The organism is Chitiniphilus eburneus (assembly GCF_005048205.1).
Lineage (GTDB): Bacteria > Pseudomonadota > Gammaproteobacteria > Burkholderiales > Chitinibacteraceae > Chitiniphilus > Chitiniphilus eburneus.
Genome location: NZ_SUMF01000023.1, coordinates 1 through 23072, shown reverse-complemented (window position 1 = coordinate 23072; position 23072 = coordinate 1). Strand labels below are relative to the sequence as shown.

The 23072-nt window shown below is 65.6% G+C and carries 22 protein-coding genes, 1 pseudogene and 1 riboswitch; of the genes and pseudogenes, 13 read left to right on the top strand and 10 right to left on the bottom strand.

Going from position 1 to position 23072, the window contains the following annotated elements:
- Positions 1–188 precede the first annotated feature (188 nt).
- Positions 189–806 (top strand): GGDEF domain-containing protein, encoded by a 618-nt coding sequence (locus FAZ21_RS15505; RefSeq protein ID WP_136774354.1) that lies wholly within the window; start codon positions 189–191, stop codon positions 804–806.
- A 34-nt stretch (positions 807–840) separates the two neighbouring features.
- Here FAZ21_RS15505 and cobU read toward each other — a convergent pair whose 3' ends face one another.
- Complete coding sequence (gene cobU, locus FAZ21_RS15500; protein WP_136774353.1) at positions 841–1368, bottom strand: bifunctional adenosylcobinamide kinase/adenosylcobinamide-phosphate guanylyltransferase; 528 nt, start codon at positions 1366–1368, stop codon at positions 841–843.
- Positions 1369–1446: 78 nt separating this feature from the next.
- Positions 1447–3270, bottom strand: a complete 1824-nt coding sequence (locus tag FAZ21_RS15495; protein WP_169307439.1) for a TonB-dependent receptor domain-containing protein — start codon at positions 3268–3270, stop codon at positions 1447–1449.
- A 195-nt stretch (positions 3271–3465) separates the two neighbouring features.
- Positions 3466–3718, bottom strand: a riboswitch (cobalamin riboswitch).
- A 110-nt stretch (positions 3719–3828) separates the two neighbouring features.
- On the opposite strand from FAZ21_RS15495, the gene cobT reads away from it, so the two are divergent.
- The 4 genes from cobT to FAZ21_RS15475 are packed head-to-tail and all read left to right on the top strand — an operon-like array spanning position 3829 to position 6564.
- The gene (gene cobT / locus FAZ21_RS15490) at positions 3829–4881 is read left to right on the top strand and encodes a nicotinate-nucleotide--dimethylbenzimidazole phosphoribosyltransferase (protein ID WP_136774351.1); all 1053 of its coding nucleotides are present in this window, start codon (positions 3829–3831) and stop codon (positions 4879–4881) included.
- Positions 4882–4893: 12 nt separating this feature from the next.
- Entirely contained in the window at positions 4894–5514 is a 621-nt protein-coding gene (locus FAZ21_RS15485; RefSeq protein WP_136774350.1) for a histidine phosphatase family protein, read from the top strand.
- Positions 5515–5528: 14 nt separating this feature from the next.
- Positions 5529–6275, top strand: coding sequence for an adenosylcobinamide-GDP ribazoletransferase (cobS, locus tag FAZ21_RS15480; RefSeq protein WP_246038702.1), 747 nt, complete (start codon positions 5529–5531; stop codon positions 6273–6275).
- Between the two features lie 28 nt (positions 6276–6303).
- Entirely contained in the window at positions 6304–6564 is a 261-nt protein-coding gene (locus tag FAZ21_RS15475) for a hypothetical protein (protein WP_136774349.1), read from the top strand.
- A gap of 158 nt (positions 6565–6722) precedes the next feature.
- Here FAZ21_RS15475 and ubiT read toward each other — a convergent pair whose 3' ends face one another.
- Together ubiT and ubiV are read right to left on the bottom strand one after the other, a co-directional pair.
- A complete protein-coding gene (gene ubiT, locus FAZ21_RS15470; protein WP_136774348.1) occupies positions 6723–7154 on the bottom strand; it encodes a ubiquinone anaerobic biosynthesis accessory factor UbiT in 432 nt (143 codons plus the stop codon).
- A complete protein-coding gene (gene ubiV, locus FAZ21_RS15465) occupies positions 7151–8038 on the bottom strand; it encodes a ubiquinone anaerobic biosynthesis protein UbiV (RefSeq protein WP_136774347.1) in 888 nt (295 codons plus the stop codon). The genes ubiT and ubiV overlap by 4 nt, the downstream gene beginning before the upstream one ends.
- Before the next feature lie 182 nt (positions 8039–8220).
- Between ubiV and FAZ21_RS15460 the strand changes: the two genes are divergently transcribed.
- A complete protein-coding gene (locus tag FAZ21_RS15460) occupies positions 8221–9387 on the top strand; it encodes an HD-GYP domain-containing protein (RefSeq protein WP_136774346.1) in 1167 nt (388 codons plus the stop codon).
- Between the two features lie 23 nt (positions 9388–9410).
- On the opposite strand, the gene ubiU is transcribed toward FAZ21_RS15460, so the two are convergent.
- A complete protein-coding gene (ubiU, locus tag FAZ21_RS15455) occupies positions 9411–10427 on the bottom strand; it encodes a ubiquinone anaerobic biosynthesis protein UbiU (protein ID WP_169307438.1) in 1017 nt (338 codons plus the stop codon).
- A gap of 240 nt (positions 10428–10667) precedes the next feature.
- Between ubiU and gnd the strand changes: the two genes are divergently transcribed.
- The gene (gnd, locus tag FAZ21_RS15450; RefSeq protein WP_136774345.1) at positions 10668–11579 is read left to right on the top strand and encodes a phosphogluconate dehydrogenase (NAD(+)-dependent, decarboxylating); all 912 of its coding nucleotides are present in this window, start codon (positions 10668–10670) and stop codon (positions 11577–11579) included.
- Positions 11580–11639: 60 nt separating this feature from the next.
- Here the strand turns inward: gnd and FAZ21_RS15445 are convergent, their stop codons facing one another.
- Entirely contained in the window at positions 11640–12578 is a 939-nt protein-coding gene (locus FAZ21_RS15445; RefSeq protein ID WP_136774344.1) for a carbohydrate kinase family protein, read from the bottom strand.
- Positions 12579–12713: 135 nt separating this feature from the next.
- Between FAZ21_RS15445 and FAZ21_RS15440 the strand changes: the two genes are divergently transcribed.
- The 3 genes from FAZ21_RS15440 (at position 12714) to FAZ21_RS15430 (ending at position 16393) form a co-directional block, all read left to right on the top strand.
- Positions 12714–13847 (top strand): GGDEF domain-containing protein, encoded by a 1134-nt coding sequence (locus tag FAZ21_RS15440; protein ID WP_136774343.1) that lies wholly within the window; start codon positions 12714–12716, stop codon positions 13845–13847.
- Positions 13848–13984: 137 nt separating this feature from the next.
- Positions 13985–15250, top strand: coding sequence for an O-acetylhomoserine aminocarboxypropyltransferase/cysteine synthase family protein (locus FAZ21_RS15435; protein ID WP_136774342.1), 1266 nt, complete (start codon positions 13985–13987; stop codon positions 15248–15250).
- Positions 15251–15502: 252 nt separating this feature from the next.
- Positions 15503–16393, top strand: coding sequence for a Rossmann-like and DUF2520 domain-containing protein (locus FAZ21_RS15430; RefSeq protein ID WP_246038700.1), 891 nt, complete (start codon positions 15503–15505; stop codon positions 16391–16393).
- Positions 16394–16503: 110 nt separating this feature from the next.
- Here the strand turns inward: FAZ21_RS15430 and FAZ21_RS15425 are convergent, their stop codons facing one another.
- The 4 genes from FAZ21_RS15425 to FAZ21_RS15410 all read right to left on the bottom strand — a co-directional run bounded on the left by FAZ21_RS15425 (position 16504) and on the right by FAZ21_RS15410 (position 20654).
- Positions 16504–17568 carry a patatin-like phospholipase domain-containing protein gene (locus FAZ21_RS15425; protein WP_136774341.1) on the bottom strand — a complete coding sequence of 355 codons (1065 nt, stop codon included), beginning with the start codon at positions 17566–17568 and terminating at the stop codon, positions 16504–16506.
- The gene (locus FAZ21_RS15420; RefSeq protein WP_136774340.1) at positions 17565–18290 is read right to left on the bottom strand and encodes a pseudouridine synthase; all 726 of its coding nucleotides are present in this window, start codon (positions 18288–18290) and stop codon (positions 17565–17567) included. The genes FAZ21_RS15425 and FAZ21_RS15420 overlap by 4 nt, the downstream gene beginning before the upstream one ends.
- 97 nt (positions 18291–18387) lie before the next feature.
- Entirely contained in the window at positions 18388–18864 is a 477-nt protein-coding gene (locus FAZ21_RS15415) for a GyrI-like domain-containing protein (RefSeq protein WP_136774339.1), read from the bottom strand.
- A 173-nt stretch (positions 18865–19037) separates the two neighbouring features.
- Positions 19038–20654: an ABC-F family ATP-binding cassette domain-containing protein gene (locus FAZ21_RS15410; RefSeq protein ID WP_136774338.1), complete on the bottom strand. Its 1617-nt coding sequence runs from the start codon at positions 20652–20654 to the stop codon at positions 19038–19040.
- Positions 20655–20841: 187 nt separating this feature from the next.
- Between FAZ21_RS15410 and FAZ21_RS15405 the strand changes: the two genes are divergently transcribed.
- From FAZ21_RS15405 to FAZ21_RS15395, 3 genes and pseudogenes are all read left to right on the top strand, one after another.
- Positions 20842–21435, top strand: a complete 594-nt coding sequence (locus FAZ21_RS15405; protein ID WP_136774337.1) for a uracil-DNA glycosylase family protein — start codon at positions 20842–20844, stop codon at positions 21433–21435.
- 179 nt (positions 21436–21614) lie between these two features.
- Positions 21615–22061: a MarR family transcriptional regulator gene (locus FAZ21_RS15400; RefSeq protein WP_169307437.1), complete on the top strand. Its 447-nt coding sequence runs from the start codon at positions 21615–21617 to the stop codon at positions 22059–22061.
- 218 nt (positions 22062–22279) lie between these two features.
- Positions 22280–22960 (top strand): annotated as a pseudogene (locus FAZ21_RS15395) (TolC family protein); the annotation flags it as partial.
- Positions 22961–23072 lie beyond the last annotated feature (112 nt).

Here is a 23072-nt window from a genome sequence, read left to right as displayed (position 1 = left end):
TCATGGGCGGCATTCTATCCGCTGCATCGCCAGCCGTCCCCTCACATCCACATCCGTCTGGAAAGATGAAACGGATGTTTATTTCAGGGAAAGGCCATTGACAGCAACCCACCCGGCCCATACTGCGTGAGCCAGCAAACACGGGCGCCAGGCGTTATAAACCAATCAATCGACACCAAGAAATCGCCATGCTCCATTCCATCGCCCTTGCCGTGTGGATCGCCGCGCTAGGCTGGCTGATGACCATCCTGGCCATCATCGGCTGGCGGCGCGAAAAACTGGCGCGCCGGCAATTGCGCACCGCCATCGAACAGCGGCTCGGCATCGATCTGCTGACCGGGCTGGCGCATCGCTCGGCGTTTCTTGCGCAGGCAGAGCACGAAGTCAATCGCAGCCAGCGCGCCGGCCATGCGTTGTCGGTGTTGCTGGTCGATATCGACGATATGCGTGCGCTGAATGCGCACTACGGCCACCACGGTGGCGATCTGGCATTGCGTCATGTGGGCACGGTCTGCCGGACGCTCGTGCGCGATTTCGACGTGCTCGGGCGTTTCTCCAGCGAGGAGGTCGCCATTCTGTTGCCCGATACGCGGCTGGAAGGCGCCCGCAGCGTGGCCGAACGCATTATCGAGACCGTCGCGGCTCATCAGGTGGTCCTGGAGGATGGACGTCGCTTTACGGTACGGGTGACCGTGGGCATGGCCGAGCTGGCCAGCGAGGTGGAAGACGCCGAAGACCTGCTGCTGGCCGCCGACGGCTCGCTGAAGCGTGCCATCGAGCGACGCAGGGAAAACGAAACCGCCTGATCCGCCACGGGCGCCACCGCAGCCAGCGTTGCCCTTATCCGCCTTTCAAGGCCAGCGGCAGCCCGCACGCCACCAGCGTCACCCGCATGCACCGCGCGGCCACGGCCTGGTTCAATCGCCCCAGTTCATCGACGAACCAGCGCGTACCGGCCCCCATCGGCACAACACCCCAGCCGATTTCATTGGTGACCAGTACGAGATCGCCCGGCAACCCGGGCAAGGCATCGAGCAGCGCGGCACGCGCGACGGCGAACTCGGCCTCGCGCATCGTTTCGCCATCGCCGAAGCGTGCCAGCCACAGCGTCAGGCAATCGACCAGCAGCAGGGTGTCAGGCGCAGCACTGCCGCGCAACGCGCCGGCCAGATCCTCGCCCGCTTCCAGCACCTGCCAGTGCGCCGGCCGCCGCGCGCGATGCTGCGCAATGCGCGCGGCGAACTCGGCATCGGCGGGATGCGGCGCGGCAGTAGCCAGGTAACGTACCGGGCCGGCATGCGCCAGGGCCAGCGCTTCGGCGTAGGTGCTTTTGCCGGAGCGTGCGCCGCCGGTGATCAGATGGGCCATGAAAGTCGCCGGAAAATGAAAAACACCCCCGGGTATACCGGGGGTGTCGCGGGCAGGCAAGGTAGGACACCCAGCTTATCAATGCCCTTCGTATACCAGCTTGATGAACGCGGTACGGCCGTCGCTGGCATAACCCAGACCTTGCTGGTATTCACGGTCGAACACGTTGTTCACGCGTAGCTGGGTTTGCCAGTCGCGCGCGATACGGTAATCCAGCCCCAGATCGACCAGGCCATAGCCCCCCATCCGGCCTTGAGCATCGCGTTGGTCGTAGCGCTTGCCGACGGCGGCCAGATTGGCCTGCCAGCGCCAGTCGCCCAGCGTCTGCGCCACCCCGGCCGCACCATATACACGAGCCCGACGCGGCAGGACCTTGCCGGTTTCTTCGTCTTCCGGATCCTGCCAGGTAGCGTTGGCATTGAACTCCAGGCTACCCAGGCGAGTACTGCCGTTCAGGGTCAGGCCGCGAATGCGCGCTTCGGCCAGGTTCTGCGGCGTGTAGTTTTCGTCCAGCACGATCAGGTTGCGGATGCGGTTGTAGAACAACGTGGCATCGACCAGCGAGCCATTCCCTTGCCAGCGCAGGCCGCCGTCGAGGGAACGGCCTTTTTCGGGAACCAGATTGGGGTTGGCGGCCGGCGGGAAGCCGGGCCACGACGGAAAGTAGAGATCGACGAACGACGGTGCGTGGAAGCTGGTGCCGCCGTTGGCGAACAATTGCCAGCCCTGGGTGAATCGCCAGGCGTAGCCCAGACCGCCGGTGGTGGCGCCACCGAACTGGCTGTTATCGTCGTAGCGCAGATTGGCCTGGAGGTGATGTGCGCCGAAGTCGTGCTGCCAGCCGGCCAGCGCGGCGCGGTTGTTGCGACGGGTTTCGCTGTAGTCGGTGTCGCTGTCCAGCCGTTCGCGCAGGTACTCCAGCCCCAGCAGCCACTGCCCGGCGTCGCTTTGCAGGGTGTTGGTCCATTGCGCCTGGTCCTGGATGATCAGGCTGCGGCTGGGATATGCACTGTCGGTGACGTAGCGATCCCGCCCCTGGCCGATCAACAGGTCGCTCTGCCAGTTCTCGGTGAAGCGATTGTTGCTGTAGGCGGAAATGCTGCTCTGTTTGCGCCGGCTGTGAGGATCGAGGTCATAGCTGCCGCCATCGTAGTCGGCATCGGTTTGCACATAAAAGCCGCGCAAGCCCACTTCGTGGCGCTCATCGAACCGGTGCGACAGGCTGAGCGTCGCGCTGCGCTGGCGCCAGGCATCGTCGTCGTCCTCCGCGTACATGCTTTCGGGGCGGGTGATGTCGTAACCGTCGCTGTTGCGGGCATCCACTGTGATGGAAAAACGGGTGTCGCCCACGGCGCCACCATAGCCGGCGCTGCCGCCCACGGTGCGATGGCTACCGTAATCGATGCTGGCACTGCCACTCGGCTTGCCATCGCCCGCCTTGGTGAATATCTGCACCACACCGCCCACCGCATCGGCGCCATACAGGCCGGACGCCGAGCCGCGCACGATTTCCACGCGCTCGATCATGGCCAGCGGGATGGTATCGAAGGCCGCGCCGCCATCGGGCCCGGGCGCCAGGCGCTGGCCATCGATCAACACCAGCGTGTGATTGGAATTGGCGCCGCGCAGGTAAAGCGATGCCGGCTGGCCAGGGCCGCCGACGCGGTTGAACTGCACGCCCGGCAGGCGGCCCAGCGCCTCGCCCATGGTCTGGGCGCCGCTGGCGCGCAATGTGTCGCCTTCGATGACCGAGACATCACTCGACAACGAAGAACGCGCTTCGGCGGTGCGGGTGGCGGTGACGACCACCGGATCGAGCGTGGTATCGGGTGCGGCCTGGACGGAAGCGGCGACCAGCGCGGCCAGGATCAGCGGCAGGCGCCGCGAAGGAAAGGGAATCATCGGGGTCTCCACGCGCTCGCCCCACGCGAGCGCGAATGTGCAAACACACGCGAAAGCCCGATGGCGTGACGGAGCCGCGAACAAAAACCGGCGAGACGTTCCCGATGGGAAGCGCGAAGCGGCGGTATGCGCCATGCGGCAGGCACGAACCGCCGAAAACGGATTGTCCGCGGCGACAAGCCGCACCCCGGGCTTTCGCTACGAAATCGCGAGGCCGGTCTCCGGGCTTGCCGCTCCAGTACCCGCCTTCCCCTTCCCTTCGCCTGGGCGAACCTGATGGAAGAGTGGCCGACGCCGGCTCTCAGCCAGCGTCACGGATACCTTCGATGCGACCTACCGTTGCGGGGGCAGCCCAGGATTGAATGGCTCAAAACGCCATGAACCTGGTTCCCTGTTTCACCCATGCAGCCGGCAGCGGCTGATGGGCACCTCGACGAAGCGCGCGATTGTAGCACCGTGCAGGGCTGCTTACCGGCATGCCGTCGGGGCCATTGCGCAAGGCGCGCCGTTTCGTAATACAGTGTCCGCCCTCGTTCCGACGCCCAGTGCGCTACCGTCATGACCGCCCCCTTTCGCTTCGCCCCCACCACGCCCGCCGGCCATGCGGCACAGCGGCGCCAGTCACAACTGACCAAGCCGCCGGGCAGCCTGGGTCAGTTGGAGGATCTGGCGGTGTGGCTGGCCGATCGCCTGGGTGAAGCAACGCCGGCCCGGCTGGTGCCCGCCATCGCTGTATTCGCCGCCGACCACGGCGTCGCCGTCGAGGATGTTTCCGCCTTTCCAATGGAAGTCACCGGGCAGATGGTGGCCAACTTCGTCGCCGGCGGCGCGGCAATCAGCGTGCTGGCGGCGGAACACCAGGCCACATTGCGCGTCATCGATGTCGGCGTGGCACACCCGGTGCCCGTGCCCCCCGGAGCCGGCGCCGCGCTGGTGGTCCGGCCGATACGCGCCGGCAGCCGCAACCTGCTGTGCGAAGCGGCGATGCGGGCCGACGAATGCCAGGTCGCGTGGCAAGCCGGCGCCGAAGTGGCGCGGCAACTGGTCGCACAAGGCCATACGCTGCTGATCGGCGGCGAAATGGGCATTGCCAACACCACCGCCGCCGCTGCGCTGTTGTGCGCATTGGGGGATATCGCGCCGGAACACGCAGTGGGGCGTGGCACCGGCATCGACGACGCGCGCCACGCACACAAGACCGACGTGGTACGTCGGGCGCTGGCGCGTGCCCAGGCCGCCGGTACCGATACGCCGCACGCTTGGCTGGCCCAGCTCGGTGGGCTGGAAATCGCCGCGCTGGCCGGCTTTTATGAAGAAGCGGGGCGGCAACGCGTTCCGGTGCTGCTGGATGGATTCATCAGCACCGTCGCAGCACTGGTCGCGGTACGCCACCAGCCCGCGACCGCGCACTGGCTGCTGGCCGCGCATGCCTCCGCCGAAGCAGGCCACCGTCACGCCCTGGCGGTGCTGGGCCTGTCGCCCTTACTGGACCTGGGTCTGCGCCTGGGGGAGGCCAGCGGTGCCGCCATCGCGCTGCCGTTATTGCAGGCAGCGCTGGCATTGCATCGGAGCATGGCGACGTTCGCCGAGGCCGGCGTGGCCAACCAGTAAAAAGGAAGTGCAATGACTGCTTTCCGAGTGACCTTGATGCGCCATGGCGAGGCGGTGGACAGCGCCCGTCGGCTGCTGGGCCATTCCGATCCCGGTCTGACGGCGGAGGGCTGGCACCAGATGCGCGGCCGCTGGCGACAGATCGAGCGCCACCGCGTCACGTCACTGGGCAGTTCCGACCTGCTGCGCTGCGCCAGCTTCGCCAAGGAGCGTGCACAGATGCTGTCGCTGCCGCTGCATCTGGATGCGCGCTGGCGCGAATGCGATTTCGGGGCACTGGATGGCCGGCTGCACGAGAGTTACAACGTCGAGGAAGCCAATGCCCTTCAGGCCTGGCAGCGCGATCCCCAGCACAACCCCTTGCCCGGCGGCGAAACCTGGCAGGCATTCCAGACGCGCGCGGTCATGGCCACCGAGCAATGGCTGGCCAGCGGCGAAGGCGGACATCGCGTGCTGATCACCCATGGCGGCGTGATGCGGGCGCTGCTCTCCCACTGGCTGGACGTACCCTCGACACGCCACGCCCAGTTCTGGCTGAACTACGCCGCCAGCGTCAGCCTGTGGTGGGATGACAACTATCCGCCGATCCTGATGGGCATCGACAACACCCCCGTCAACGACGCCCTGCAATAGCCGATTCTTCAACCGTGACAAGACGATATTCCCGCCCGGACTGGCGCGAGCCGATCCTGGCGATCCAGTTCCTCACCCGTCTGCCCACCCCGCAAGTGCGCGATTTCCAGCCGGAGATGCTGGCCGGCGCGGCACGTTGGTTTCCGGCCGTGGGCCTGCTGCTGGGCACCTTGCTTGCCACCATCGCCTGGGCTGGTGCACAGGTCGATCCCTGGCTCGCGGCATTGCTCGCGACGCTGGGCTGGATCTGGATAACCGGCGGCCTGCACCTGGATGGGCTGGCCGATGTGGCCGACGCGCTGGGCGCGGCGCATCGCGATCCCGAGCGCCTGCTGGCCGTGATGAAAGACCCGCACCTGGGCAGCTTCGGCGTGCTGGCCCTGCTGGGGCAGGTGGCGGCTAAACTGATCCTGGTGATGCTGCTGGCGCGCGCTGGCCATTGGGTGGTGCTGTTGCTGGCGCCGGCATGGGCACGCTGGGGCGTGTTCGGCTGGCAAACGCTGCCGCCGCTGGCCCCGGGCCTGGCCGAGCGCTTCGGCTGGCGGCGCGCGCCGCTGGCGCCGTGGGGCTGGGCACTGACGCTGGGCGCGCTCTCGCTCTGGCTGGCCCCCGCGTTGTTACTGGCGCCCGTGGCGGTCTGGCTGTACCGGAGCTGGCTGGCACGCCGGCTGGGCGGCGTATCGGGCGATTGCCTGGGCACGGGCATCGAAATCGTGGAAACGCTGCTGCTACTCGGGGCGGTCGTGAGCACGGCGATATAATCCCCGGAAATCACCCTCAGGAACCGCCATGAAAATCGTCCGCGCCATCGAAGTCTGGGAGAAAGACCTGGGCGGCGCCTTCATCGGCCACTTGCCCGTCGCCGACACCGTGTCGTCGGTGTTTCTCTACGAATTGTTCAAGGATGAACAGGACAAACCGGACCCCGACATGAAGCTGTCGTACATGCTGGACGCCCCCCGGATCGCGCGCTTGCAACCGTATGTGGCCGAACAGATGGATACGGATCGCTACGACTATATCCTCACGGCGTTCGGGGTGGCGGAGTAAGAAGGCTGCCCCGGATATTGAACCACTGAGGACACAGAGCAAGGCTTGAGCGTGAGGATGGCCTACCTGCACGGGCATTGCACTCTGAAAGAGTGCCTTCCAAAACCACTCTCTCAGCCTTGGGTTTTCTCTTGGTCCAATATCTGGGTTCAACAAACCTACTGCCGAAAATGATTCGCCACCGGCTCCGGTAAACGGTTGAGCAGCAGTTCCCAGTCCGTGGCGTCGAGCAGGTTTTTCAGTTGCAGGCCCAGTTCGGTGTCGCCTTCGATCCGCAGGCGGCGCTGGAAGAACAGCGTGTCTGGGTCTTCCATGCGGCGCGCCATCACCCAATAGTCGGCAATGGTGGCGGCAAAGCGGACATCCCCCGGGCCACTGCTGGCAATGAAGCGACGGCCATCGTGCGCCAGTGTGACGCCGACGTTCAATTGCAGGACTTCCAGGCGCAGCGTGCGGCCGGTGAGCCAGTCGAACGATTCGTCCGGCCACAGGATCGGCCGCGCGATGTTGAGCGCGCTGGCGGTGACCTGCGCCGGCGGCGCCTCGGGCAATTGTTCCAGCAGCGCCAGCAGGGCGCGCGGCGGGATCATGCTTCCACCCCCTGCGGATCGGCGATCCCCGCCGTGCCCCGCCAGTAACCATCCACCAGCCCTTCCCGATTCCAGGTCGCCCAGTCCGCCTCCACTTCATTCCCCGCCAGCTTCGCGGCAAAGGCGGCGATGATCTCGGCGGTGTATTCAGCCTGCGGGCTGATGCGCAATGCCGCCACGCCCAGTTCACGCACGCTGTCCAGGTGTTCCCACAGCGTATGGCAGGCGGCCGATTGGGTCTGGATACCGTTCAGGCGCAGGAAGGGGTGGCCGTCCTGGGTTTCCATCAGCATGCCGTCCGGATGCTCGATGCACTTGAACTCGCAGGCATCCTTATTCAACCCGTAATGCCTCGCCGTAAAGCAACGGGCGGAAAAAGCCAGCGGCAGGCGGCCGTGTGCGAACACTTCGGTCTGTATTTCACGGGTCTTTTCCGCCAGCACGGCGGCGATGGCGTCGCGCCCCATTTCCAGCGGCGGCAGCCAGCAGACGGCGCCCGCCGCAGCCATCCAGTCGAGCATCGGACCGTTGTAGATGTTGAGGTGCGGGCCGGCGACGAAGCCGACGCCGGCATCGCGCGCGATCTTCACCGCGCCCAGGTCGTTGGCCTCGACCAGGAACCCCGATCCGGCCAGCCGCACCAGGCCGGAACTGTCGCTCGCGGATTCAAGCAGCGCCTGGCTTGAAAGCACGGGCGTCTTGCCGGCATCGCGAAACTGCTCGGCCAGCGCCAGCCAGTCGGCGGTACGCAATTCATGACGCCGCGCGCAGACCGTTTCGCCCAGATAAACGATGTCCACCGGCCATTGCAGGGCGGCTTCGTAAAAGGCCAGCGTCTGCGAACGCGGCCAGTAGTAGAGCAAAGGACCCAGGGTCAGTTTCACGATTCAACTCCTGTTTTTTGGCACCGCAACCCCACCGGGTGTCGGCCTTTTTGCACGAGACATCACCGATTGTTATCGGCCGCTGTTTATTTCTTATCACTCGGGCATATCATGTAAGAAAAATGACCGATTAATTGAATGGAAGGCAAAACATAAAGGTCACGCTTACCACGGAGAGTGCGATGTCGTTTTTAAGAATCCGTCCAGCCGATATACAGATCGGCCACGCCCTGCCCTGGGATGTCTTCGATGGCAAAGGCACGCTGTTGCTGTCGCGTGGCCAGACGGTGAGCACCGATACGCAGTTGGAACGGTTGTTGGAAATCGGGGTGTTCGCCGAAACCGCCCTGCTGACGCGCACCCGCAACGAGGCGCCGCGCGCAAGGACTGTCACCGGTTCCGCGCGGCCACCGTCGGTCGTCGCCATGCTGGAGCAGGTGCGCAAACGGCTGGACCATGTGGTGAACCACCTGGCCACGCTGGTGAGCGAGCAGACGCTGGGCGACGAAATCAGAGGGCTGGCGGCGATGGTGGAGAACGCCAGCCGCGGCGAGCCGAACGTTGCGCTGGCGATGGTGATCCTGCGCCAGGAAGGCCGTTACGCCACGCGGCAGATGGTGAACGTGGCGGTCGTGTCGCGATTGGTGGCCGTGTCGATGGACATGACGCCCGACGATGTGCGCGCGGTGGTCTGCGCGGCACTCACCATGAATCTGACCAAGGTCGCGTTGCAGGACGCCATGCAGCGGCAGACCGAGCCGCTGACCGCGCAGCAGCGCGAGGAAATGGAACGGCACCCACGCGAAGCGCGCGACCTGTTGCTGCGCGCCGGCGTCAACGAGCCGCTGTGGCTGGATTCGGTGCTGCAACACCATGAACACATCGACGGCAGCGGCTACCCCGGCCGTCTCACCGACGGCGCCATCGTGCTGGGCGCGCAGGTGCTGGCGCTGGCCGACCTGTTCTGTGCCCGCGTCACATCCCGCGCCTACCGCCCCGCAGTGTCGTCCAATGTCGCGCTGCGCGGCATCCTGCTGGAGCGCGGCAAGGGCATCGATCCGGTCGTGGCGGGACACTTCATCAAGACGCTGGGCGTGTATCCGCCCGGGCTGATGGTGCGACTGGCCAATGGCGAGATCGGCATCGTGGTCAAACACGGCAGCAAGCCCAACTGTCCGGTGGTCGCCAGCCTGATCGGCCCGCGCGGCGCGCCACTGTCGCTGGTACTGCGCCGCGATACGTCGATCGATCTGTACACCATCCGCGAAACCGTCGATCCCAACGGGTTCTCGGCATATGTCCGCATGGAATCGATCTGGGGCGACACGGCACGCACGGTCGACGAATAGCGCCGCGGCCAGGCGCGACAAGCTCATCGCCACGGCCTGCTGTAGGCGCCCAGCGTTTGCTGATGGCCTTCGGACACGCGCTCCAGCGCGCTGGTCCAGGCCGACTTCACCGAGTAGCCCGGCCCCGCCGCGGCATCGAGCGCGGCACGCAACGTGGCGGTGACGGCGCTGACATAGGCAGGGCTGCGCTGGCGCCCTTCCACCTTGATCGCCGCGACACCCACCTTCATCAACTCGGGCAGGATCGCCAGCGTGTTCAGGCTGGTGGGTTCCTCCAGCGCGTAGTAGGTGGCACCTTCGACCTTGAAGCGCCCCTTGCACAGGGTGGGATAACCGGCGGGCTCGTCCGGCGCGAAGCTGTCGATCAGAATGCCGTTCAGCCGCGCACGCGTGGTGCCGCGTTCGTTCTCCCAGCGCACGAACGATGCCGGCGAGCAGACACCGTGGACATTCGGCGCTTCGCCGGTGGCGTAGCTGGACAGCAGGCAGCGCCCCTCGGCCATGACGCACAGGCTGCCGAAGCCGAACACCTCGATCTCCACCGGCACGTCGGCCTGCCGCAGCGACTGGATCACGTGGGAGACCTGCGGCAAGGTGAGTACGCGGGGCAACACGGCCCGGCGCACACCGAAGCACTCATGCGCCATGGTGATCGCCGCGGCATTGGTGGCCGAGCCTTGCACCGACAGATGCAACCGCAGGTTGGGGTGGGTACGGTGGGCGTATTCCATCAGGCCGATGTCGGCCAGGATGACGGCATCCGCGCCCAGCTCGGCGGCGCGATCGACAGCGCTGCGCCAGATGGCGGTTTCACCGGCGCGGGCATAAGTGTTGATGGCCACCAGCAGTTCGCGCCCACGCTGTTGCGCATAGCGAACGCCTTCCCGCACCTGGGCATCGTTGAAATTGAGCCCGGCGAAATTGCGGGCATTGGTGGCATTACGAAAACCGATATAGACAGCGTCCGCGCCATGATCGACGGCGGACTTCAATGCGGGCAGGCTGCCCGCGGGGCAAACAAGCTTGGGCAGAACTGCCACGACACGCTCCCCGGGAAGTATCGCGGGAGCTTAGGGGGATGCCGGAAGATGAACTTTGCGGCGGATCAAAGCGCGACTTCGCGCACTCACCGTAGGCATGTGTTTTCCACTACGTGGCCACAGCGATGCCATAATCCCCTATTGGCTGGCAAGCGATCCTTGGGACAAGCTTGCCTGCAATCAAGAATGGAGCGGCCAGGGGCCGCTGCCGCGCAAACGTGATCAGACAAGGAAACCAGCATGAATATCGCAATCATTGGCCTGGGCAAGATGGGTGGCAACATGGCGCGGCGCCTGGCGCGCGGCGGCGCCAAGGTGTTTGGTTTCGATCTCAGCGCCGAAACGCGCGCCAAGCTCGCCGCCGACGAACCCAATTTCCAGGGCTTTGATTCGGTGGCCAAGCTGGTGGCCTCGCTGCCCAAGCCGCGCGTGGTCTGGCTGATGCTGCCAGCGGGCGAAATCAGCGAAAACACCTTTGCCGAGTTGAAGACCCTGCTGGCCCAGGGCGATCTGGTGGTGGATGGCGCCAACGCCATGTACAAGGACAGCCAGCGCCACGCGGCCGAGCTGGCCGAAAGCGGCCTCAAGTTCGTCGATGCCGGCGTATCGGGCGGCGTGTGGGGCCTTGCCAACGGCTACACCATCATGCTGGGTGGCGAAAAGGATGCCATCGCGCAGGTGGAGCGCTTCGTCAAACTGCTGGCGCCGGCGCCGGATCGCGGCTGGATCCACTGTGGCCCCGCGGGCTCGGGCCACTACACCAAGATGGTCCACAACGGCATCGAGTACGGGATGATGCAGGCCTTTGCCGAAGGTTTCGCGCTGCTCAAGGCCAAGGAAGACTTCAACCTCGACATCGCCGAGATCAGCGAAGTGTGGCGCCATGGCTCGGTGATCCGCTCGTGGCTGCTGGACCTGATTGCCGGCACACTGGCCGAGGATACCGACCTGGCCGGCCTCGCCGCCTTCGTGCCCGATTCGGGCGAGGGCCGCTGGACGGTGCTGGAATCGATCGAGCTGGGCGTACCCACGCCGGTTATCACCCAGGCGCTGTTCTCGCGCTTCTCCAGCCGTGGCAACGACGATTTCGCGATGAAGCTGCTGTCGATGATGCGCAACGCCTTCGGCGGGCACGCAGTCGCCAAGCAATAAGGCACGCCAGCAACGAAAAAGGCCACGCGATGCGTGGCCTTTTTCGTTGTGCCGGCACGCTCAGTGCATGGCGTAGCCGAAAGCCTGCTGGAACCGCTCCGCCACCGATGCCGCGCTGATTTCGTGGTTCTGCGGGCCCCGCTGCGCGATCTTGATCGACCCAAGTAGCGAGGCCAGCCGGCCGGTGGTGGGCCAATCCCAGCCACGCTTGATGCCATAGAGCAGGCCAGCGCGAAATGCGTCGCCGCACCCTGTCGGATCGGCCAGCGTAGCGGCGGGCACCGCCGGGATATCGTGGCGCACGCCATCGGCGTAGATATGCGAGCCTTCCCCCCCCAGCGTAACGACCAGCGCTCGCACGCGCGCCGCCAGCCCTTCCAGCGTCATGCCGGTTTTCTGGATCAGCATCTGGGCCTCGTAGTCATTGCAGGCCAGGTAGTCGGCGGCGTCGATCATCGGCATCAGTTCGTCGCCGCTGAACATCGGCAGGCCCTGACCCGGATCGAAGATGAAAGGAATACCGGCGGCGGCCAGTTCGGCACAGTGTTCCTGCATGCCTTGCTTACCGTCCGGTGCGACGATCGCCAGTTGCGGCGACGCCTGCAACTCGGCCAGGCGGGCGAAATGCGCGAAATTCATCGCCCCCGGGTGAAAGGCGTTGATCTGGTTGTCGTCCAGATCGGTGGTGATGAAGCACTGCCCGGTGAATTGTTCCGGTACCTCGCGCAGGCCGTCGCGCGAAATACCCAGTCGGTCCAGCCGCGCCGCGTAGGGGCCGAAATCGCTACCCACCGTGGCCAGGATCAGCGGATCGTCACCCAAGGCCTTGAGCGTATAAGCGATATTGCCTGCGCAGCCACCGAACTCCCGCCGCATTTCCGGCACCAGGAAGGAAATGGACAGCATATGGATCTGCTCGGGAAGGATGTGGTGCTTGAATCGATCGGGAAACACCATGATGGTGTCGTACGCCATCGATCCGCAGATCAACGTGCTCATGCCAGCGTCCTTGATTTTTTGGATGCGAGATTATGCCACTCGTCAGAGCCGGCGACCGCATGCTCCTTCCACGCGGCCAGCCATTTACGACCATGTTAAGCTCGTTGTTGTCTCAAATCTTACAATAATAAGCCTATGTGGCCTTCTCCAACCCTTTCCATCGCACTGTCCCTCGCCGCGCTGGCCTTGCTGGCCACGATCAGCCTGGCCCTGCTGGCGCTCGGCCATCGGGAACGCGGCCAGTGCATGCTGGCCTGCGGCGGCTTGGCCGGCCTGGCTGCCTGCGGCGCCATGGCTGTGGGGCTGGACATTCCTGCGCTGGCCCTGTGGGTGGGTACCGATGCCCTGCTACTGATCGGTGGCCGATTCTACCTGGGACAAGCCCCGCGCTATCTGACGACACTTCCGTGGCCCCTGCTGGCGATTGGCGTATTTGCTTACAGCGGTGGCACGCCAGGATCGTCTCTGCATATTCTTTCCTTCGCGCTGTCCATCCTGCCGCTGGCGCCGATGCACGTAAGTTCGCTGATCCCGCAGGTGGTCGAGGAACGCTGGGCGGCACCGCGCCAGTTGTTCGCGGTGGCGCACATCCTGCATGCGTCGTACTGGCTGGCGGTGGCGCTGGCGTGGCTGATCGGGTCGCCCGGCGCCTGGGCGCATCTGCCGGCCGCCTATATCCCGCTGGGACTGATGCTGCTGGTCTCTGGCATGGCCTGGCCACAACTGGTGGGGCAGCGGCTGCGGTCGCGCATTTCGCGGCTGGCGCGCTTCGACGCGCTGACCGGAGCGCTGAATCGGCGCGGGGTGGAGGAAATCGCTTTGCGCGAGTTGCACCGCGTCCGCAAGCATCAGGGACAACTGGGGCTGGTGCTGATCGATCTCGACCGCTTCCGCACGCTGAACGCCCGCTACGGCCACGGCGCCGGCGACGTGGCACTGCGCGCCTGCGCCGACGCCGTGCGGGAGCAGATGGGGCGGGGCGAATATTTCGGCCGTGTCGGCGGAGAGGAGTTCTGCATCCTCGCCCCCGGCCTGACCGGGGACGCGCTGGAACAGTTGCTGGCCCGGGTACGGCAGGCAGTGCGCGAGCTGGAAGTGGAACACGAGGAGCTGCTGATTCGCTTTTCCGCCAGCGCCAGCATGGCCGGTTTCGGCACCGACGGTACCGATTTCGACACGCTGTACCGCGTGGCGCTCAAGCGCATCTCGCAGGAAAAGAAAGGCCCCATCGCCTTTGCCGACACGGCCCCGCAGGCCGCCGCCGCCTGAGCGCGCACCAATCTGGCGCATTGGGCGATTGATAAATAACAAATCAATCTAAAAGAACAAATTTACCCCGCTTGTACGGCATATTGTGCGATGTTAGATTGCCCCGCACGATTCCGCTGTCCCACAGGAGGATGTAGATGAAGTTCGATACGCTCGCGATTCACGCCGGTTATGGCCCCGATCCCACCACCAAGGCGGTGGCGGTACCGATCTACCAGACCACCAGCTACGCCTTCGACGATACCCAGCACGGCGCCGACCTGTTCGACCTGAAAGTGCAGGGCAACATCTACACCCGCATCATGAACCCCACCACCGCCGTGCTGGAACAGCGCGTGGCGGCGCTGGAAGGCGGCATCGGCGGGCTGGCGCTGGCGTCGGGCCAGGCGGCGATCACCTATGCCATCCTCACCATCGCCGAAGCCGGCGACAACATCATCGCCACCAGCACCCTGTATGGCGGCACCTATAACCTGTTCGCGCACACCTTGCCGCAATACGGTATCGAAGTACGCTTCGTCGATCACCGCGATCCGCAATCGGCCGCCAGCCTGATCGACGACCGCACCAAGGCGATCTACTGCGAATCGATCGGCAACCCGCTGGGCAACGTGGTGGACTTCGCCGCCTTCGCCGATGTGGCGCACGCCGGCGGCATTCCGCTGATCGTCGACAACACCGTGCCTTCGCCCTATCTCACCCGCCCGTTCGAGCACGGCGCCGACATCGTGGTGCACTCGCTGACCAAATACATGGGCAGCCACGGCACCAGCATCGGCGGCATCATCGTCGATTCGGGCAAGTTCCCCTGGGCCGAGCACAAGACGCGCTTCCGCCGCCTGAACGAGCCGGACGTCAGCTATCACGGCGTGGTCTACACCGAAGCACTGGGCGCCGCCGCCTTCATCGCCCGCGCCCGCGTGGTACCGCTGCGCAATATGGGCGCCGCGATCAGCCCGTTCAACTCGTTCCTGATCCTGCAAGGGCTGGAAACGCTGGCGCTGCGCATGGAACGCCACGTGGAAAACGCGCTGAAAGTGGCGCAGTTCCTGCAAGGCCATCCCCATGTGGCCTGGGTGAACTACGCCGGCCTGCCCGACCACGAATCGCGCCCGCTGGTGGACAAATACTTCGGCGGCAAGGCATCCGGCCTGCTCACCTTCGGCGTCAAGGGCGGCCGCGAAGCCGGCGCACGCTTTCAGGACAAGCTGCAACTGGTAACCCGCCTGGTCAACATCGGCGACGCCAAGAGCCTGGCCTGCCACCCCGCCAGCACCACCCACCGCCAGTTGTCGCCGGACGAACTGAAAAAAGCCGGCGTCAGCGAAGACATGGTGCGGCTGTCGATCGGCATCGAACACATCGACGACATCCTGGCCGACCTGGAACAGGCGCTGGGCTGAGCAAAGCCCGAACCTCGGACCCCACGTCTTGAAACACAGAGAGAGCACGGAGAACACGGAGTTTCGCAGAGAAAAACAGAGAGAAAAAACGACGCGGCCTACCTCAGCAGCCCAGCAGGCAGAAACAGCCTGCCGCTGACTGGGCCACCTCGGGCGGCGCCCATTTGTTTCTCTCGATCTTCCGGTTTTCTCTGTGAGGTTCTGTGTTCTCTGTGCTCTCTGTGTTTTAAGGTTTGGGGTTTAAGATTTCGAATGCCCTCCCTCCCCACCCACCTCATGTTGCTTAACCTGATCGGCGGCGGCCGTCTTGGCCGGACTCTGGTACGCGCCTGGCGCGATGCGGGGTATTGCGAGATCGGCGCGGTGCTGTGTCGCGACGTTGCCCATGCACGGGCGGCGGTGGCGTTCATCGGCGCCGGCCAGCCCACGATCGCGTTGAACGCCCTGCCCGCCGCCGAGCTGTGGTTGATCGCCACACCGGACGGCGCCATCGCGCAGATAGCGGCCATGCTGGCGCAAACCGGGCGGCCGCGGGCGGGCGATCTGGTGTTCCACGCCAGCGGCGCACTGGATGCCGGCGTGCTCGCGCCCTTGGCGGATCGCGGTGTGGATTGCGGCAGCCTGCATCCCGCCCTGAGCTTTGCCGACCCGCAACGCGCGCTGGCCAGCCTGCCGGGCACGGCCTGTGCGCTGGAAGGTGCCGCCGCCGCGCTACCGCGACTGGAAGCCCTGGCGCACGCGTTGGGCGGGCTGCCGTTCCGCCTGGCGCCCGGTGGCAAAGCGGCGTACCACGCGGCGACGGTGGTGGCGTCGAACTATCTGGTCACACTGGCTGCCCTGGCGCAACGACTCGCCGGCCAGGCCGGGCTGGATGCCGATGCGACAAACGCCGTGCTCGGGCCGCTGATGCGCCAGACACTGGATAACGTGCTGGCCCTCGGCCCGGCCACCGCGCTGACCGGCCCCATCGCACGCGGCGACGCGCAAACCGTGGCGCGGCATCTGGCAATCATCGACGACCCGCTGTTGGGCGACGCTTACCGCACCCTCGGCCTTGCCACCCTGCCGCTGACAGCATTGCCTACCGACCAAAAGGAAGCGCTGGCTGGGTTGCTGCGGGGGGAGACGAACCCCCAATCGTGAACCACAGAGATTCACGGAGAAAACCAAGGGCAAACTCAGGCCTTGGGTGTACTCACTGAGCCTCAGTGTTCTTCGTATCCTCTGTGATTCGAGACTTGGGGTTCAGCAACCTACCCCCGCAACGGCCGCGCCACCTCGCCCAGCCTGCCGCTGTCGGCCAGTTCGGCGAATTCGTCGCCCATGCGGCGGCTGGCTTCGATGGCGGCATGCCAGTGCGCGATGCGTTCGGCGTCGCGGCCAGCGTAGCGCAGGAAATCCTTGCGGTCGGGAATGCGCCTCGCCGGCAGGCTCGCAATCAGTTCCGGCGTCGGCGCCAGCACCACGGTGTGCGACAGGTGGCGTGCGCGGCGCCAGGGCAGGAACTTGTCCAGCCAGCCCGGCGTTACCGTCGCCACGAAGTGTGGCAACAGCATCAGCCCTTCCGGCTCGGCCAGCGGCAAATCCATGTGGTAATCGATCAGGCCACCATCCAGGTGGTAGCCGGCCGGCGCGCCCGGCAGTTCGGCCACGCCGGCGATCACGCCGGGTATCGCCGCGGTGGCCATCAGCGTCGGCGCGATACGCTCGACAGTCAGCGGTACGGCATGCGCGCCCAGGCCATCGTCCAGCAGCCGTACCGGCGCGGCGCCAGTATGCAGCACGGTGCGCGTCAGATGCCGCCCCAGGCGCGGGCGCCCGGCCACGTTGGCGAACACGGCGTGCGCCAGCGCCAGCTTTTCACGGAAGCCACCGCTGCCGTCGATACCGGCCACGCCGCGCGCGGCGATCACATTCAAGCGCAACCACGGGTGATCGACGATATCCACCGCGCCGCGTTCGCCCAGCAGCGCATCCAGGATACGCCGCGCCTCGCGCGTGATTTCCGGCATACCGTCGTCACGCTCATAGCGCTGCTCGTCCACATAGGCCCGGCGAAACCGTTCGATCGCCGCCAGCGGATCGCGCTGCGCCGCCGCGGCCAGCCGCCACGCGCCAATCGATGTGCCCACCGCAATCAGCGGTAGCGTGCGCCCGACCAGCCACTGGCCGAACAACACCCGATCCAGCCCTTCCAGCATCAGCCACTTGGCACCGCCCGCGGCCGCGCCCAGATGACTGAACTGCTCGGGGCGCATGCCCTGCTCGCGAATTTGCGCCAGCGCCTTTGGGCCAGCCAGAATCTGCAACGCTTTCACGGCGCAGGGTCCGCGTTCAGCGCGGCCAGTTGCGCCGCATCCAGGTAACGCCACTCGCCTTCGGGCAGATCCAGATCGGCCAGCGCCAGCCCGCCGATGCGCACACGGGCCAGTGCGGCGCAATGGTTGCCTGCTGCCGCCAACATCCGTTTCACCTGATGGTATTTGCCCTGGTCGAGTTCGATCTCGACGGTAAGCGGGTCCAGCAGCGTGGCGGCCAGCGCGGCGATGGGCGCCGGTTCGTCGATCAGCTTCACCCCGTCCAGCAACTGCCGCACCAGCCCGTCATCGGCCGGTTGCGCCAGTGTGGCGCGATAGACCTTGGCCTGGTGACGCTTGGGGTGCGACTGGGCATGGATGAAATCGCCATCGTCCGACAGCAGCAGCAACCCGGTGGTGTCGTGATCCAGCCGGCCCACCGGCTGCACGTCGCGCCAGGTGAACTGCTCGGGCAGCAGCGTATGCACGCCGGGATGGTGGCTGGGCTTGCGGCTGCATTCGAAGTTGGGTGGCTTGTTCAGTACCAGATAGACATGTTGGCGATAGGTCCAGGGTTCGTCGAACACGGTGAATTCCAGCCCTTCGGGCACGAATTCGTCTTTCCAGCGTGTGACGACCTCGCCGTTCACCGCGACCTCGCCATCCTCCACCAGCACGCGGCAGCCCTTGCGGGTACCAAAGCCCTGGCTTTGCAGGATGCGATCCAATGAGAGTTTTTTCATGGGCGCGACTTTACCAATTCGCGCGCCCGGGATGAATGCGGAATGTACCGACGGGCCGGGAGGCCGCATCCTTCATCTGTTTGCAGGCCGATCCGCCCTACAGCCGTTCGATCGGAAAATACAGCGCCAGCGTGTCGCCGCCGCCATCCGCGTAGCACTCCTGGACCGCCCCCGCCAGTACGTGGCCATGGGCGGGGAAGTATTCGTCGAGGACCGCATGAAACACCGATGCGTAGTCCGCCTTGCTGCATGGCGCCACCACGAACCGAAATGCGGGAATCGTCCATTGGCACCAACCCACCGGCGCCTCGGCACCGTGCTCCACTTCAACACCAGCCAGATACTTTCCATGGCTGGCCCACGGCTTGAACGCGTGCCCCGGATCGGTCATCGCTCCCCAGAGGCCCAGAATCCGGCCCTGGTCGTCGTACTTGGCGAGCTGGGCGATTTCGTCGAAATGCGCCTCCGCCTCCCGCCACAATGGCGGCACCCACTGCATGCCGTCACTGGCCAAGCCGCTGCCCTCCTTGCCGATCACGCTAAACGACGCCTTGGTGAGGATGTCCACGTTCATGCCTGTTACTCCTTGCGAGTTGTACGATCGCCCCAAGCATAGGCGGCAACGATTGACCGGCTTTGCGCTTTTGGGCCGATGTCTGCCCATGCGGGGTGCGCCATCATCGCCCGCCCCCGCCGGGAACCAGGCTCGACGACATGACGACACAACGCATTACGTGCCCTCGCCCATCAGCCGGAGCCCTCGTGAAACCGCCAGCCGCCGTCCTGCCAGGCGAGTTGGCCATCCAGATCGATCGCCGCCAGGAAATCCGTGTCGTGCGATACCACCAGCAACGCCCCGCGATAATCGCGCAGCAGTTGCTCCACCGCCTGCATCCCGGCCAGATCGAGATGGTTGGTCGGCTCGTCGAGCACGAGCAGGCCGGGACCATTGGTGCCGTAGAGCGCACACGCCAGCGCGGCTTTCAGCCGTTCGCCACCGCTCAGTGTCGCCACCGGACGTAACGCCTGTTCCCCGGACAACCCCAGCAGCGCCAGCCGGGTGCGGGCGCCGGTTTCGTCCAGCGTTGGTGCACGCGCCAGCAGTTGCGACACCGCATCGCGCGCCGGATCGAGTAGATCGGTGTGCTGGTCGAGCAACAGCGCCGGCAAGGCCACGTCGGCCGTGCCCACGGCGGGCGCCAGTTGCCCGGCCACTACGCGCAACAGTGTCGATTTGCCGCAGCCATTCGGTCCGACCACCGCAATGCGGCGCGGCCCACGCAGCGACCAGTCCAGCGGCGCATTCGGTGCAAACGGCAGCACCAGCCCGGAAAACGTCAGCACCTGCCGGCCGGACGGGACGACGATCGCCGGCTGCACGAGCTGCGGCGCCAGTGGCTCGGCGGCCAGCCCCCGCACCTGGGCGACGGCCTCGGCCAGCGCCGCGCGGCGCTCGTCGTGCCGGGCCTGCAATCGCCCTCCCGATTGCTCGGCGCGTTGCCGCTGTCGCCCCAACAGGATTTTGGCCTGGTTACTGTCCGCCGCGTCGCGATGGCCGCGCGCCTGGCGCTGTTGTGCACGCTCCGCCTGCTCGCGCAACGCGCTTTGCTCGCGCCGCTGCGTGGTCCGGGCATGCGCCAGTTGCGCGTGCGCGGCGTGGCGTTCGGCCTGCTTCTGCGCGCGATACACGTCATAGTCGCCGCCATAGCGATGCAGGCCACGTTCGTCGAGTTCGACGATGACACGCATCCGGCGTAACAACGCGCGATCGTGGCTGATGACCAGCAGACCACCCGGCCAGTCGTCCAGTTGCGCGAGCAAGGCCTCGCGATGACGCGCATCCAGATGGTTGGTCGGCTCGTCCAGGATCAGGAAATTGGCGCCGGACAGCCAGGCGCCCAGCAAGGCGACCCGCATTGCCTCGCCGCCGCTGATCCACGCGCTGCGGTTATCGGGGCGCAGATGAGGCAGCCCCGCGCGCTCCAGCAGCCGTTGCAGATCGTGCGGGAGCGCCCAGCGGTCGGCCAGCAGCGCGAAATCCGCCTCGTCGCAACTGCCGGCCTCGATCCGCGCCAGTGCAGCCAGCGCGCCGTCCACGCCGGCCAGTGCGGCAACGGTGGGCCGTGCTGCGAGGTCGATCCGCTGCGGCAGGTGGAACACCCGCTCGGTGCCGCGCACGACACCACGGCTGGGCGGCAGGATGCCTGCCAGTATCTGGCCGAGCACGCTTTTGCCGATGCCGTTGCGGCCGACCAGCGCGCTCGGGCCAGTGTCGAACACCAGGGAGAGATCGGAAAACAAAGGCCTGCCATCCGGCAGGTGGAAGGCGACGCCGTCCAGCGTCAGCGCGGGGGAATTCGTCATGTGCGACCTCGATACCGTGTACGGAAGGGAAAGACCGTTTCCGTGGGCTGAAACCACGGCGGCATCAATGGCGCATCGGACGAAACTCCTGAAGAGGGAATGGCGATACTACACCCGGCGACGCGCGAGGCCAATCACAGTCGTCGGCGCATTCCTGGCTGGCGGCCCGCCGCAGTACCATGCAGCCATGACCGATCTGGACCGTCTGCTGACCGACATTCGCGCCTGTACCCACTGCGCACCGCAACTGCCGCTGGGACCGCGCCCGGTCGTGGTCGCCAGCACCGAGGCGCGGCTATTGATCGTGGGGCAGGCACCAGGTACCCGGGTTCACGCCACGGGGATTCCGTGGAACGACCCATCGGGCGACCGGCTGCGGCAATGGCTGGATATCGACCGCGACACGTTCTACGACGCATCGCGCATCGCCATCATCCCGATGGGCTTCTGTTATCCGGGACGCGGTAAATCCGGCGATCTGCCGCCACGCCCGGAATGCGCAACACTGTGGCGCGAGCGCCTGCATGCGCTGTTGCCCCGCATCGAACTGACGTTGCTGATCGGCCAGTACGCCCAGACGTGGTATCTGGGCCGCCGCATGCGCGCCACGCTGACCGAAACGGTGGCCGACTGGGCCACCTACGCACCGGACTTCCTGCCGCTGCCTCACCCCAGCCCGCGCAACCAGCTCTGGTTACGGCGCAACGCCTGGTTCGAAGCCGAAGTGGTACCGGAACTAAGGCATCGCACCGCGCCACTGCTACGGCCCAAGGCACGCTAAGCAACTCAAAATCGTGCGTCGCTTTACACACAAATCGATGCATGTCCTTGCATCTAAAAAGAAAATTCCTATACCCTCTTGTTCGATATAGTTAACATTTGTATTATCCACCTATGAACAAAACCCAGCCTTCCCCACCCTGTTTCCTGCCCGTCGAGGAAAAGATCAACCGCGTTTGCATGCGCCTGCCCTGTGCGGACCGGCAGCACGTGGTGCTGACCCAGTTGTTCAAGCATATCCATGGTCGCCTGCATGAACGGATGAACGTCGTGCTGCGCGAACACAACGTGAATCCGGTGAGCTTCACCGCGCTGACCATGCTCTACAGTGCGCCAGACACCGTGCTCAATCCGTCGGATCTGGCCGACTCCACCGGCGAATCGCGTGCCAACGTCACGCGGATCTGCGATGAACTGGTGGCGCGTGGCTTGCTGTCCCGCGAGCCGAACGCGGAGGATCGCCGCCGCATCGACCTGCGGCTGGCGCCCGATGGCTCCGCGCTGGTGGAAGCGCTGCTGCCGACGCTGCAATCCCGTGTGCATTCGACCTACAACGTACTGAATACCAAGGAGAAGGAACAACTCGAGCGCCTGATGAAGAAAGTTCTCGGCGCACTCGATCAGTAAGAGCGACGGACAAATCCGGCACAGCGGCTCTGGCAAGTCGTGCAAAGCGCCCTGAAAGGCGATACCTCTGCGCCACGCAGCCAGCAGGATTTGTCAGCCGATAAGCGAATCGGCCGGTTTCGCCCCCCGATGCGAAGCCCGCCTACCAGCGCGCATCCCCAGGCCCGGCAGCCGCCGGGCCGGCGCGGCGTCCCTTTTTTTACCCGTATTGTTGAAAAATGAATAATCGATATTCAAACAAAATACCGACACTGGGCTTGCTTGCACTATTGTTGGCCGGTTGCGCGGCCATCCCCCCGGATGACGCCACGGTCGCCGAGCGCGATCTGGCCGGCGCGGGGCTCGCCAAGAGCATCCGCCTGGCCCGCGAAGGCTGGCCCGACGCGCAGTGGTGGACCCGCTATGGCGACCCCCAGCTCGATGCGCTGATCCAGCGCGCGCTCAAGGATTCGCCGGACCTGGCCACCGCCCAGGCCCGCATCCGGCAGGCGCAATCCACCCAGGCCATCACCGAGGCCAACGGCGGAGCCAATGTCACGCTCGATGGCACGGTGGACCGGCAGTACATTTCCGGCACCGGTCTGTTCCCGCCCCCGCTCGGCGGCGCGTGGTACACCGAAGGCAAGGTAGGCATCAACGCCAGCTATGACTTCGACTGGTGGGGCAAGCATCGCTCGCAGATCGCCGCATCGCTCGGTGAGGTGAATGCCCGCCGCGCCGAGGAAAAGCAGGCCGAGCTGACCATCGCCACCACCGTGGCGCAAAGCTACTTCGCCTTGCAGGCCGACTGGGCACGCGTGGCCACGCTCCAGCAGGCACGCGATGCACAGGCCAGGCTGACCGAAGGCCGCGCCAAGCGCGTGGCACGCGGGCTGGACCCGGCCAATGCGCGGGTCCGTGCCGAGGGCGACCTGGCGGCCATCGATGCGCAGATCGCCGCCCATAGGACCCGGCTTCGGAACGGAAGCAGGGCGAATGCGCGGTCAGCTTCACCGGCAATTCGTCGGCCTT

Bases quoted from the DNA above. Each gene is read 5' to 3' on its own strand.
- FAZ21_RS15505 (WP_136774354.1), top strand. From the start codon at position 189: ATGCTCCATTCCATCGCCCTTGCCGTGTGGATCGCCGCGCTAGGCTGG.
- cobU (WP_136774353.1), bottom strand. From the start codon at position 1,368: ATGGCCCATCTGATCACCGGCGGCGCACGCTCCGGCAAAAGCACCTAC.
- FAZ21_RS15495 (WP_169307439.1), bottom strand. From the start codon at position 3,270: ATGATTCCCTTTCCTTCGCGGCGCCTGCCGCTGATCCTGGCCGCGCTG.
- cobT (WP_136774351.1), top strand. From the start codon at position 3,829: ATGACCGCCCCCTTTCGCTTCGCCCCCACCACGCCCGCCGGCCATGCG.
- FAZ21_RS15485 (WP_136774350.1), top strand. From the start codon at position 4,894: ATGACTGCTTTCCGAGTGACCTTGATGCGCCATGGCGAGGCGGTGGAC.
- FAZ21_RS15475 (WP_136774349.1), top strand. From the start codon at position 6,304: ATGAAAATCGTCCGCGCCATCGAAGTCTGGGAGAAAGACCTGGGCGGC.
- ubiT (WP_136774348.1), bottom strand. From the start codon at position 7,154: ATGATCCCGCCGCGCGCCCTGCTGGCGCTGCTGGAACAATTGCCCGAG.
- FAZ21_RS15460 (WP_136774346.1), top strand. From the start codon at position 8,221: ATGTCGTTTTTAAGAATCCGTCCAGCCGATATACAGATCGGCCACGCC.
- gnd (WP_136774345.1), top strand. From the start codon at position 10,668: ATGAATATCGCAATCATTGGCCTGGGCAAGATGGGTGGCAACATGGCG.
- FAZ21_RS15445 (WP_136774344.1), bottom strand. From the start codon at position 12,578: ATGAGCACGTTGATCTGCGGATCGATGGCGTACGACACCATCATGGTG.
- FAZ21_RS15440 (WP_136774343.1), top strand. From the start codon at position 12,714: ATGTGGCCTTCTCCAACCCTTTCCATCGCACTGTCCCTCGCCGCGCTG.
- FAZ21_RS15435 (WP_136774342.1), top strand. From the start codon at position 13,985: ATGAAGTTCGATACGCTCGCGATTCACGCCGGTTATGGCCCCGATCCC.
- FAZ21_RS15430 (WP_246038700.1), top strand. From the start codon at position 15,503: ATGCCCTCCCTCCCCACCCACCTCATGTTGCTTAACCTGATCGGCGGC.
- FAZ21_RS15420 (WP_136774340.1), bottom strand. From the start codon at position 18,290: ATGAAAAAACTCTCATTGGATCGCATCCTGCAAAGCCAGGGCTTTGGT.
- FAZ21_RS15415 (WP_136774339.1), bottom strand. From the start codon at position 18,864: ATGAACGTGGACATCCTCACCAAGGCGTCGTTTAGCGTGATCGGCAAG.
- FAZ21_RS15410 (WP_136774338.1), bottom strand. From the start codon at position 20,654: ATGACGAATTCCCCCGCGCTGACGCTGGACGGCGTCGCCTTCCACCTG.
- FAZ21_RS15405 (WP_136774337.1), top strand. From the start codon at position 20,842: ATGACCGATCTGGACCGTCTGCTGACCGACATTCGCGCCTGTACCCAC.
- FAZ21_RS15400 (WP_169307437.1), top strand. From the start codon at position 21,615: ATGCGCCTGCCCTGTGCGGACCGGCAGCACGTGGTGCTGACCCAGTTG.